Origin of the sequence: Streptococcus sp. 4155 (assembly GCF_013276695.1) — a bacterium.
In the GTDB taxonomy this organism is placed as follows: Bacteria; Bacillota; Bacilli; order Lactobacillales; family Streptococcaceae; genus Streptococcus; species Streptococcus pseudopneumoniae.
In genome coordinates, this window is sequence record NZ_VMLM01000099.1 from 1 (window position 1) to 12,654 (window position 12,654).

5 protein-coding genes and 2 pseudogenes are annotated in these 12,654 nt (G+C 40.1%); 3 read left to right on the forward strand and 4 right to left on the reverse strand.

Features of this window, described 5'->3' with window-relative positions:
• The 4 genes and pseudogenes from tnpB to HT715_RS10615 all read right to left on the reverse strand — a co-directional run.
• A partial coding sequence (gene tnpB, locus HT715_RS10600; RefSeq protein ID WP_172922945.1) for an IS66 family insertion sequence element accessory protein TnpB occupies window positions 1-208 on the reverse strand: 208 nt, incomplete at its 3' end.
• A pseudogene (locus tag HT715_RS11625) lies at window positions 189-373 on the reverse strand (hypothetical protein). The gene tnpB and the pseudogene HT715_RS11625, both read right to left, overlap by 20 nt.
• Window positions 374-509: 136 nt before the next feature.
• Window positions 510-3,632 (reverse strand): DEAD/DEAH box helicase, encoded by a 3,123-nt coding sequence (locus HT715_RS10610; protein ID WP_138699594.1) that lies wholly within the window; start codon window positions 3,630-3,632, stop codon window positions 510-512.
• Window positions 3,633-3,844: 212 nt separating this feature from the next.
• Window positions 3,845-5,080 (reverse strand): annotated as a pseudogene (locus HT715_RS10615) (hypothetical protein).
• Window positions 5,081-5,428: 348 nt separating this feature from the next.
• Here HT715_RS10615 and HT715_RS10620 point away from each other — a divergent pair.
• The 3 genes from HT715_RS10620 to HT715_RS10630 form a co-directional block, all read left to right on the forward strand.
• Window positions 5,429-6,106, forward strand: a complete 678-nt coding sequence (locus HT715_RS10620) for a tRNA (adenine(22)-N(1))-methyltransferase TrmK (RefSeq protein WP_172922946.1) — start codon at window positions 5,429-5,431, stop codon at window positions 6,104-6,106.
• Entirely contained in the window at window positions 6,093-6,890 is a 798-nt protein-coding gene (locus HT715_RS10625; RefSeq protein ID WP_054392871.1) for a Nif3-like dinuclear metal center hexameric protein, read from the forward strand. The genes HT715_RS10620 and HT715_RS10625 overlap by 14 nt, the downstream gene beginning before the upstream one ends.
• A 414-nt stretch (window positions 6,891-7,304) precedes the next feature.
• On the forward strand, window positions 7,305-12,654 hold a 5,350-nt coding region (locus tag HT715_RS10630; protein ID WP_172922947.1), incomplete at its 3' end, for a YSIRK-type signal peptide-containing protein.

Sequence of the window (12,654 nt, forward strand, 5' to 3'; positions counted from 1 at the left end):
TATATAGTAGCCAAAATCCTTGCCCATCCCAGTGAAGAGCTTTAAAGCGGTCTTTACGTCCACCACAAAAGAGAAAGACTTGACCTGAGAAAGGATCCAATTCAAAGTGGGTTTTAATGAGATAAGCCAGTGAATCAATGCCTTGTCTCATATCCGTTTTCCCACACACGAGATAGACCTGCCCTAGGCTAGATAGATGAATTGTCATAGAGCAACACCTTATCCAAAAGCTCTTCTATCATTTCGAGATTGAGAGATTGAAAAAACTTAGTTCAAGCTTGCCAATACGAATTTTAAGCAGAATATCATTTCTCTTTTTAGAATCAAAACGACGAGATTGTGGAATCTCTACAGGAACAATAGGTTGTGGCATTAAAATATCCTCCAATAGTTTTACTTTACTAATAGTATACAGGAGGAGCTCCATGAATGATAGATACCTTGTTATGACGCGCTTACAAAAGAACTAGATAAATCCACTAAGTGTGGTTACTCTAGTTCTTTTTCGTTTATTCAACACCCAAGATTTCTTTAATATCATCAACGCTCAAATTGCTTCTGCTTTCTTGTCCTTCAAGAACGGTGTTGAAGAGTTCTTTTTTACTTTCTTGGAGTTCTTGGATTTTTTCCTCTATGGTACCAAGTGTGATAAGGCGATAGACATCGACTTGTTTGGTCTGGCCAAGGCGGTGGCTTCGACCGATGGCTTGCATCTCGACTGCTGGATTCCACCAGAGGTCACAGAGGATGACGGTATCAGCTCCTGTTAGATTTAGTCCTGTTCCACCTGCTTTTAGGGAAATGAGGAAGCAGTCTTTTTCCCCTTGATTGAAGAGATTGACCATTTCTTGACGTTTATCTGAAGGTGTTTGTCCTGTTATTTTAAAGTGAGACATTTCTTTTTTCTCTAGTTCTTGCTCAATGAGATCAAGCATAGAGGTGAATTGTGAAAAGATAAGTGGTCGTGACCCTTTTTCACGAATGGTGTCTAGGAGCTCGAATAAGCTGTCCATTTTTCCACTATCCCCTTTGTAGTCTTCTAAAAAGAGAGCAGGGGTATTACAGATTTGTCTAAGTCGGGTTAGTCCTGCTAAGATTTCAATTTTATGACGTTTAATCTCATCAGCGCTGGCTCCTGAAACCATTTCTTGCATGCGTCGAAGTTGAGCTAGATAGAGCGTTTTTTGTGAACTGCTGAGTTCATTGCTGTAGAGGTGCTCGCTCAGTTCAGGTAATTCTGTCAGAACTTCGTCTTTTTTCCTACGCAGGACAAAAGGTTGAATCAGTTTAGCAACGAGTTGAGGTGACAATTTTGAAAATTCCTTTTTACTTGGTAGGAGACCTGGTAATACTATCTGGAAAATAGACCAAATCTCTTCGAGACGGTTTTCAATAGGAGTTCCAGATAGGGCATAGCAGGTTTTGACATCAAATTCTCTTAAAGCTTGTGCTGTTTTGGTCTGACTATTTTTTATCATCTGTGCTTCATCTAGGATGAGGTAGTCGTAAGACTGCTTTTGATAGTGTTCAAGGTCAGAACGAAAAGATGGGTAGCTTGTAATAGTGATAGTAGCAGATTTTTCAATTTGTTTGATACGCTCAGTTTTGCTACTATAGACTACTTCAACCTGTTTGTGAGGTACAAATTTTCGGAATTCTTCCTTCCAATTGTAAAGAAGGCTGGCTGGAGCTAGGATAAGAGCTTTCTGGTCTGGTTTAAGGTTGGCTTCCAGAAGAGTGATGGTTTGCAAGGTTTTCCCTAACCCCATGTCGTCCGCCAGGATTCCTCCGAAATGATAATGATCCAGCATACTCAGCCACTTGACTCCTTCTTTTTGATAGGAGCGGAGTTTGGCCTTGACTTCATAAGGCTTGATATCAAATTCTTCAGGGTGGGTCAGGTCATAAGCCATCTTTTTGAAATCACGAGAAAAATTGACATGTTCATTGTCTTTGAAGGTTTCAGAAAGACTAAAGGCACGAGATTTGTGCATCTTGATTTTTCCGTCTGAAAATTTAGCGCGAAGATCTTGGAGGCTTTGGGCAACCTTGAGACTTTCATCGTCAAAGACTAGAACCTTTCCTTGCTTGGTTTGGTAGTGGCTTTCTTGATTCCATAAAGCTTGGATAGCTTTTTCAACCTCATCTTCTGAAATCATAGAAAAATCAAACTGAACTGAAAGGAAGCCTTCGTCGTCAAAAATGTCAATGACAGCAGGATCTTCTACTAAGAGTTTTTCAAGCGATTCATCTAGTTGAACTTGACCCAGAGTACGAAAACGGGGGAGTTCTTTTAGGAAGAAATCAACGATTTTGATTTTGGAAAGACTATGAAATTCCTCTTTGAAACCAGCAGAAAGCAGTTGATGATAGATTTTTCTAGCTTTGCTAGCTTGGTAAGTATAGGGGAGGGTTAGGAAATCTTGTTTAGAATGGACTTGTTTTTCTCCAAAGGACCACACCATATTAAGGGCAATTTCATTTCTAGTTTTGGAGAAGGCAAAGGTGGGGATAAAGTCATGGATTTGTAATTCATCTGGAAGACTGATAGGAACATAGTTTGAGATGATATTACAGATTTGCATAAGTTCAGCCTTATTTTCCTGTGAAAAGATAAGAGGAGAACTTTCTTGATAATGATAGATCCAAGTAGCTAATTTATCCAAAAAGTAACGGTGTTCTTCTTTGATGATGTGGAAGTGATTGTGTCGAATCCAAAGTTTTTCTTGAATAATGAAACCAAAATAAGCTGTATTGATGATTTCATAATGGTTATTAGACTTGACAACCTTAAAAATTTCCTCTTCCGGGATAAAGGGACTATCATCTAAGAATATAAGAGGGTATTCGGCTTTTGAGGTTACATATTGGAAGACATCCAAAGCTTGAAAAAGTGGGACGAGGTCGTTTAAATAGCTAACAGGAGTCTCTAAATAGCGTCCGCAATCTCTAGGGCTAATGCCATAACTGAAGTTGAAATAAGAATGTTCATTTCTATCGATGAAATATTTTTTGATATAGAGGAGTAGGTTTTGGGATGCTTGATTAAACTGATCTAAGGATAATCTGATTGTCCCGATTTTCTGTGAAACAAAGTAATCTTCCTCTTGGAAAATGAGAAAAATGAAGTGAGCTATATCCTTGATAACATAGGCACGAGAAGCCTGTTCTACCTGTAGTTTTAAGGTCCATGCTAGGCTATGATTTCGGATTTCGACTTGTCCATGAAGGGAAAGTGAAGGCGCCACCGCTTTTTCTTCTACCAGTTCGTCTTGGAGTTCATCAGATGGCAAGGTAGGAATCAGTTGGCTGGCAAAACTTGGTTTATGACTCGCTTTACCAATGCGTTCTTGAATAGCTTGGGGGAGGCTACGAAAGTAGAGATCCATGGCAACCCAGTGTTTACAGACTCCCTGATTTTGGAAATCCTTACATTCGCAATGAAAGCCAGTCAAATCGAAGTGCTCCATACTGGTCAGGATGTTGGGTTCCAGATGCATGGAAATACCATCATAGGTATTGGGGTGCTTAAAATATTCTTTATTTTCAGTATCAAAATAGTTTTTTATCTGTTGGAAAATAGTTCGTCCATCCATTCTCATACGAGCAGGGAGTCTATCGGGAACCGCCATTGAAGTAACCTCTATTCTAATTATTCTTTCCTCTATCTTATCAGATTTTATAGGAAAAGAATAGACTTATCTTATATAAATTGCATCTTGATAGGGATTGGAAACATTTGCAGTTGTCAGATAGTTGTATGTAATATCGACAATCAATTACAAGGAGCTTACGATTCCACAGAAACTATCAAGTGAAAACTGACCTATCTATAACATTCTAGCTAAATTTCTTCTTGGTTTGGTAAGTTTTTCATCTGGTGAACTAGATAGGCTGCTATAAGTAGTAAAATTATAAGAGCAAAGGCAACAACGTCAAGACCAACACTTGTTGCAAGAAATACGAGAGCAAGGGATAGGACAGCTGGGATAAGCAAGTTGATAACATTGATGGAGGATTGAACTGATTCCATTAACTCCTCAGGAATGATTCCAAAAATCATGGCTTGCAAGCGAGGACTCAATACTCCTGCCGAGAAAGCATCACCTGCACTTCCTAGTAAAATAAGTAAAAAACTTCCACGTAGAAAACCTATAACAATGAGAGACTCCATCAATAGACTCCAATAAATATTCAGGCGAATAGAAATTTTTTTAGATAGAAATCCACTCAGAAGTCCACCTAAAATAACATGAAGAAGGCTTATCATTATCAAAATTGCCAGACTTTGCCCTGTTGACAAACCCATAAAAGGATAGTGAATCAGTAGAATCGCACTGACAGGCTCTACCATCATCAAAACAGCTTGACTAATGGACAAAATCCAAAGCAAGACCATGACATCTTCCATAGTCATCAATAATTTCATTGACTCTTTCAAATGCTGGAAAAAGCTACTCATTCCTACATAAGGAGGAACTTCGATTTTTTCTTCCTCTTTTTTCAAGCGGTTTCGGATAAGTAGACTTCCTAGAAAGGCAAATAAAAAGGTTAAAACATTTACAAAAGCTAGAGTAGAAATGCTAAACAGTCCTAAAAATACTCCTCCGCTGAGATTACCTATCAAACGTACAATGGAACTCGTGTACTGCTTAAAACTCATAGCTCCGTCATATCATCGTTTATTAGCCGTATGTAAATCGGTGTCAGCATGTATCCTGCAAGAAAACCAATCGTATCTGAAATCAAGTTCATACTGCAAATAAAGAAAACAGAAAAGAGAGAAGTCGGTACTTGTCAGGAGCAAAGTCACTCCAGAATAAAGGAGGATCTTGATAAAGAGGATAGAAATATACTTGCTGATTCGATTTTTTTGAAAATCAGCTATAACTCCAGTAAAAAGTTGCAAGACCTGAGGAATGGTTTCTGATAGACTGATCAAAAATATAGCTAAGGGAGCAAACGTATAAGAAGAGACATAATTGATAAAAGCTAAGTAAAAAATAGTATCTCCAAAACTTGAAATCCACTCATTCACTGTTAGCTGACGAAAAGCTCGATTTTTAAGAAAAATATGCATATTAATCTCCTTATAATAAATTCTAGAAAGCATAGAGCAAATTCGTGGTTCGTCTGACTAAATTTCCTATCTAAATACTACCTTCAAATATAAAATTTAGTGAAACTTTTATCTCCTCTAATCTTCTAAATATATTTTAGTGTACATTTTTTATAAAGTAAAGACTCTTTTGAATAAATTACCCATTTTTTGACAATTCTGTAAATTTCTGAAAAATATTTCAAGTGAATCCATCTATTACCTTAGGACATTGAAACTTCTTTTGCCAGAGGTGCTTATATTACTGGAAAGTTGAAGATTGAAATGTGGTATAATAAGAGGTAATAGAGTTTTGGAAAGTGAGATAAGATGATTTCAAAGAGATTAGAATTGGTGGCTTCCTTTGTGCCACAGGGAGCCATTTTGCTAGATGTGGGAAGTGACCATGCTTATCTGCCTATTGAGTTGGTTGAGAGAGGACAAATCGAAAGTGCCATTGCAGGTGAGGTCGTAGAAGGTCCCTACCAGTCCGCGGTTAAAAATGTTGAGGCTCACGGCCTAAAGGAGAAAATCCAGGTTCGTTTAGCCAATGGCTTGGTAGCCTTTGAAGAGGCAGACCAAGTGTCGGTCATTACCATTGCTGGTATGGGTGGCCGTTTGATTGCTAGGATTTTAGAAGAAGGCTTGGACAAGTTAGCTAACGTAGAGCGTTTGATTCTCCAGCCCAATAATCGTGAAGACGACTTGCGTATCTGGTTGCAGGACTACGGTTTTCAGATTGTAGCCGAAAGTATCTTAGAAGAAGCTGGCAAGTTTTACGAGATTTTGGTGGTGGAAGCAGGACAAATGAAACTATCAGCCAGTGATGTTCGATTTGGCCCCTTCTTGTCCAAAGAAGTCAGCCCAGTCTTTGTCCAAAAATGGCAAAAAGAAGCTGTTAAGCTAGAGTTTGCCCTCGGACAAATCCCAGAAAAAAATATAGAGGAGCGTCAAGTTTTAGTAGATAAAATTCAAGCCATCAAGGAGGTGCTCCATGCTAGCAAGTGAAGTAATTAACGCATATGAAGCCTTTTGCCCTCAGGAATTTTCCATGGAGGGAGACAGTCGTGGTCTGCAAATTGGCACTTTGGACAAGGAGATACAAAGTGTCATGGTTGCTCTCGATATTCGTGAAGAGACGGTAGCAGAGGCCATTGAAAAGGGTGTGGATTTGATTATCGTCAAGCACGCGCCGATTTTCCGTCCCATCAAGGATTTGGTAGCTAGCCGTCCACAAAATCAGATTTACATTGATCTCATCAAGCATGACATTGCAGTTTATGTCAGCCATACCAATATTGACATCGTTGAAAATGGTCTCAATGACTGGTTCTGTCAGATGCTAGGAATCGAGGAGATAACTTATCTTCAGGAGACAGGTCCTGAACGTGGAATTGGACGTATTGGGAATGTTCTGACTCAGACCTTTGGGGACTTTGCCCAGTATGTCAAGCAAGTATTCGGCCTAGATAGTCTTCGAATGGTGCATTATCAAGAGAATGACTTGCAGAAACCTATTTCAAGAGTGGCCATCTGTGGTGGAAGCGGGCAGTCATTCTATAAGGATGCTTTAGCTAAAGGAGCGGATGTCTATATCACTGGTGATATTTACTACCACACTGCCCAGGATATGTTGTCTGATGGCTTGCTGGCATTGGATCCAGGTCACTATATCGAAGTGCTGTTTGTGGAAAAAATCGCAGCACTCCTTACTCAATGGAAAGAGGAAAAAGGTTGGGAACTAGAGATTTTACCTAGCCAAGCATCGACCAATCCTTTCCACCATATCTAGTTAGAAGGTGAAGACAATGAAAAATTGTACTAGTATAGTTATGGTAAACTGAAACTACACTAGTACAAATGTGATTCTGAGACATTGTTGAGACTGGATTTTTTTGTAAAACTTATACCCGAAATTTTATAAATAAAAAAATACAATAGTCCTCGTTTTTTGCAGTTTAATCAAAAAATCCAATACATATAAATAGAAAGATAACAATTTACCATAAAATACTCTAAAAACAGAAAAATTAAATGTTTTTCCTTGCAAAATTCGGGGGGGGGGTGGTATAATTGCTACTAGACTGTATACTCTTCATAGGAGGTACAGTGGGGTAAATAGTCGTAAGTTGCTATTTAATATTATTGTCAATTGAAGAGGAAAATGACATGTTCTCTTCAATCATATCTTTAAGGAGAAAGAGTTATGGATTTTAGAAAGTCTAACAGAGAAAAGGTCTTCCGTTACTCCATTCGTAAGTACCACTTTGGTGCCGCCAGTGTTGCGGTTGCCGCATTGATGTTTTTTGCCAACGGTGCAGTAGCAGCGAGTGAGACAGTCACTCCAGCTACAACTAATGACGTGGTCGCTGGATTTGATGGTAACCCTGATGGGGCTCTGCAGGAGTCGGACGAGGGGGAGTCGAAGGAGGTTGTACTTGAGCAACTTGCTGAAGGCAAGATTACAAAGGAGATAAAAGGGCAAGGGAGGTCAGCGGAAGGATCTAATCAAGGACAGACAGTAGCTGCCCCTAAAACTACTGGAGTAGACTCTAGCCAGCCAGAGTCTGTTCAAGAAAGTTCTCAGGTGAGAGAGAAAAGGGCAGGATCTGCTGACACGATAGCAGCCAAAACAAGCAGCACTGGAGTCCTTCAGCCTCAGGTGCTCAAAGACAGCCAGTCTGACTATGACCCTATTCCACTTGACGATGATGAGGATGATACAGAACAGGATGAACAACCGTTAAACACTCCGGTGACAACAGCGATTCAACCTCGTTCAAGAGGAAGCAGACAAGAAGTTCCTTCAGGCTACATAGCTGTGCCAAGTAATGCTTATGTAGATGGGATCAACTACTTTTTAGAAGATGGACATGCAGGTTCACCTTATGCCCGTGGAACCTATGTCTATGGTTCGCAACGTTCAAGAGCATATTGGGACGGAAAAGAGTTTCGTATTCCGGAAGCGAAAGATTTTATCTACGGGATAGTCAAGAAAACAGAAACTGGTTTTAAATGGGAGATTGATATCAATAAGGGAAAAGTAGGACGGGGTCCACACCACTACTTATCAAATACTTTTTGGTTTACCCTACCTAAAAACCACACTGTAAAAGCAAACTCAGTAACTATTTCTCGTTATGATCATAGGACTGGTGGCACCACTGCTACTAGTGGAGATGCAGGTAACGGAGAGGATCAAATCCTAAAGGCCTTACAATCAGCTGATGGGATTAGTGATGAAAAGCAGGGGACTGTTGCATCAACAGGAGCGGCAGCAAAAAGTGGAGGTTATGGTTATCGGACGGATAGTCTGGATGGCTTAGCCAAGGAAGAAGTTAACTGGTGGGTGCAGAAAGGTTTCTACTACCATGCTGATAAAAACTTCCCAACTGAAGTTGAGAAAAAGGCAGCTTCTAAATACTCTGGTATCAAAAATGAAACCGAGAAAGTATACACCTTCTCTTTGGACGGAGGACGTGATGATAGCTACCATTTGACCTTTGAGACGACTTCCCCAGATACGACTTTCCGTAATCTCTATTACGCCTTGGGTGTTAAAGGGTTTAGGCTGTCAGGGAAATCAGTTAATCGCTTGCTAGTCAATCAGTGGTACGGTAGAGCTGCCGGTGAAGGAGACCAGGCTGAGAAGTATCCGGCTCAGTTGGAAGGGAATGGCTACTATCAGATTGTACAAGGGCAAATTTGGCAGCCGCAAAATAATAATGTATCAACAACTCCAGGTAACTCTTCATCTTTAATTGCTAAAAGCGATGGAGGCATTGACCTTGAATCCTACTTTAAAAATAGGGATAAGGTAGGGGATAATGCTGAATCACATCCAACTTCTTATAATCTTTTTAAGGACGGCGTCAAAGTTGAAAACAACAAAGAAGCTGCAGACACTATCGTCAATACTCCGGGAGTGAAATCTTATCTTGTAGAGCGAATCTTTGCTGACGGTTCTGGTGAATTGGTTCAGTTAAATTTTGTTGTGAAACCGAAAAAACCAAGTTTAAATACTGATTTGCAAAAGCAAGCAGGGACGATAAAGGATATCACTGCAACTAACGGAACCAAAGGTGTAGAGATGGTTCTCTACCATGACGGAAAAGAAGTAGCAACCAGTATTGCTGGTGATGATGGAAATGCAACCTTCAAAAATGTTGTTATTACAAAAGGTTCTTATACTGTCAAGTCACGTGTTTCAGGTCAGTCTTATTTGACTGCAGAAGGCAAGCGAACTTCACTCTTAGAGTCTGAATCATCAGATGCTAAAGTAGCCAACTACGATAGCAGTCAGATTCGTATTGGGTTTGGACAAAGTGGAGAGGGCGGAGCAGCTTCTAGCTTGGAGACAAGTAAGTATAAAGCACTATATCTTGACAGTTATACTGGAAAGCAACTACAAGTGCTGGTTCGAGTTCCAGGTGGTAAGTCTATCAAAAATATTGAAGTAACTAATTTAGAAAAAACGGGCTTGGTTCAGGGTGAAGTGGAGCATGAGGGACCCCTAAGTAGCAAGAAGTCATTAACAGGAACTATTAACAAAACCAATTCAGGTATCCATCAAATTACTGTTACGGTTACAACCGCAGATAATACAACCAAGACAGAAAAACTCTATCTATACATTCCATTTACGAAACCGAGTTTTGCAACAACAGCTGAGAGTTTGAAAGGAAAGACTACAGGAAAACCGGTCATCAAAGCAAACTCTGGAACAAAAGGAGAAGCAGCAAATATTCCTGATAAAGCAAAACTGAAAACCTTCTTGGTTAAAGGTGGGAATGATGTGGATGCTGTAGGCACAGGTGCTTCTGATAATAAGCCTAAAAAAGCTACTGGCTATACTATTCTTGCTAGTGGTGATGTTAAGGCGGATGGAACAGTTGAGTTTACTCCTGATAAGTATAGACAAGAATTGGTGGGGAATGAGGAACTTCGTCTAGTTACGGCAGTGGTTAAGGAAGGTACAGATGAACCTGTTTTAGACTATCTTGTATCACCACTATCAGAATCGCTTAAACTAGAACTTCCTACAGAAGCTAGCCGTGACTTTGTAAGCCCAGCAGAAAAAGTTACCGTTGAAAATCCAAGTAGTCTAAATCAAACCGAGAAAGATAAGCTAAAAAAAGCTATTGAAGATGCTAATCCAGGATTTAAAGTTGAAATAACAGATGATGGTAAGGTTCAGGTGACCAGACCGGATGGACAAGAGGAAGAAGCTGCTGTCAGTGATTTTGTGAAACAAAATGGGCAAGCAGATTCTGCAGATGATTCGACTTCTCCAAAAGAAATCCAAAAACCAACTGAAAAAGTGAAGGTAGCTAATCCAAATAAGCTAACCAAAGAGGAATTGACGAAGATTACTCAGAAGGTTCAGGAGAAAAATCCTGGTGCTACTGTAAACGTTGGGCAAAATGGAGATGCCTATGTTGTACAACCAGATGGAACAAGTGGCTTGATTTCCCACAAAGATTTGTTGGAGCTGACAGAAGAGCAAAAAGAAGCTGCAAAGAACCGTAAACCGTTAGTCAACCCAGAGCAGAAAGTACCTGTAACCGATCCAGAGAAACTAAATTCTTCAGATATTGAAAAGATTAAGAAGGCTCTACAAGCTGCTAACCCAGGAGCGACTGTTACAGTGGATAGTGATGGAAATGCAACTGTTACAAGTCAGGACGGATCAGAAAGTAAGTTTATCTCACGAGATGACTTGGTTACAAAAGTGACGGTCCAAGCACCTCAATCTCCAACTATCTCACAAGATAAAGAAACTCTAACGGTAACATCAATGGTAGGTCAAGACGAAGCTACTAAGGTTATGCTTACGTATACAAATGCTACTGGACAAGAAAAAACTGTTGGTTTTACTAAAACTGGTAGCAACTGGAATAAGGATGACGCCAATGCAGATAGCACAATTTCGATTATAAATGATGAAAATGGACTGGGCAAAATCCTAATCCAAGCTGAAACAGCAGAAGCAGGTTCAACAGTTACAGTTAAGCAGCAGAAGGACGGCTCTGACTTTAGTATAGCAGCTACTACTAAGGTTTTAGGAAGATTAGAGGATGTAAGTGGTATAGCCCAACCAGATGGTTCGGTTGTAATTACTGTACCGCAGGAAGCTACTGAGTTTGATTTGACTTATCATAATCAAACTAGTAATCGTTCAGAAACACAACATTTTAGAAAAACTGATCAAGGATGGAGTGCTGTTGCAGGAATTACAGCTAGTGGCAATAGCTTTACCCTTCCAAAAAGTTTAGTAAAAGACGGGACGGAAGTTGCGGTAAAAGCTTCTAGCGCAACGAAAATTTCAGAAACTAAACGAATTAAGGCTAAGTTTGAACAACCGAGTGCAACAACTAGTGCTACACGTCAAAATGGAGATGTAGAAGTTACATTACCGACAGATGCAGAAAAAGTGACCTTAACTTATAAGAACAAACAAAATACCAATGCCACAGTAACACTGGTTAAACGAGGAAATAATTGGAGTTCTTCAACAACCTTACCAGATGGTATCAGTCTAGCAAATGGTAAGGTTACGCTTGACTATACAAAAGTGAACAGGAATACAAATATCACAACAGCCTCTACTAGAGGAAATGGCGATGTTGAATCTCAAGCAAATAACCAAAATCATCCTATTCCAGAACACACAGCTCCGACGACTAAGACGATTACAAAAGTAATCGGTGAAAATCCTACAAATGCAGAGTTACTTGCTGCTGTAGATGTAGCTAACAAAGCATCAGCTGTACTGAAAGAAGGAACACAGTATCCAACTACAGTAGGGAACCATACTCTTGACGTTGTTGTTACTTATACAGATCAAAGTACAGAAAACGTAAGAGTAACGTATGTGGTGAAACCAGCAGACAAGACAGCTCTAACGCAAGCGAATAACGATTTAGCAAGCGAAGTAGCAAGTCAACCAACTACAGATGACAAGCCACAAAGCAAAGTTGACGCATATACTAAAGCAAAAGAAGCGGCGGATAAAGCAGTGGAAGCAGCGAAAAAAGTAATAGCGGACGACAATGCGACACCAGAAGCTGTACAAGCAGAGCTAGCGAAAGTAAACGCAGCCAAAGCAGCCTTGAAAGCGGCAGAAGATGCCGTAACAACCGCAGCGACAACTACAGCGAAAAATAAACTAACTGAGGATAAAGCGAAGTTAGATGAAGCTGTAAGTACAGAAGGTAAGACACCAGAAAGTATTCAAGCATACGAAGCCGCTAAGAAAGAAGCAGAAGCAGATGTTGCAGCAGCGAAGGAAGCAGCCAAAGCAGTATTAGCTAAAGGTGACAATGCGACAGCAGCTGAAGTTCAAGAAGCGCAAGAAAAAGTAACAGAAGCGCAAGGTAAGTTAGACAAAGCGAAAGAGCAGTTAGTCGACAAAGCAGACAAGACAGCTCTGGTAGTAACACCAGTAGCAGACCCAGCGCATTTAACAGAAGCCGAAAAAGCCAAAGTTAAAGAAGCCGTTTCGAAAGCTAACCCAACAGCCACCAACGTAGTTGTAAAAGACAATGGAGATGTAA

Coding starts and splice junctions, on each gene's coding strand:
- HT715_RS10610 (WP_138699594.1), bottom strand. CDS start 3,632: ATGGCGGTTCCCGATAGACTCCCTGCTCGTATGAGAATGGATGGACGA.
- HT715_RS10620 (WP_172922946.1), top strand. CDS start 5,429: ATGATTTCAAAGAGATTAGAATTGGTGGCTTCCTTTGTGCCACAGGGA.
- HT715_RS10625 (WP_054392871.1), top strand. CDS start 6,093: ATGCTAGCAAGTGAAGTAATTAACGCATATGAAGCCTTTTGCCCTCAG.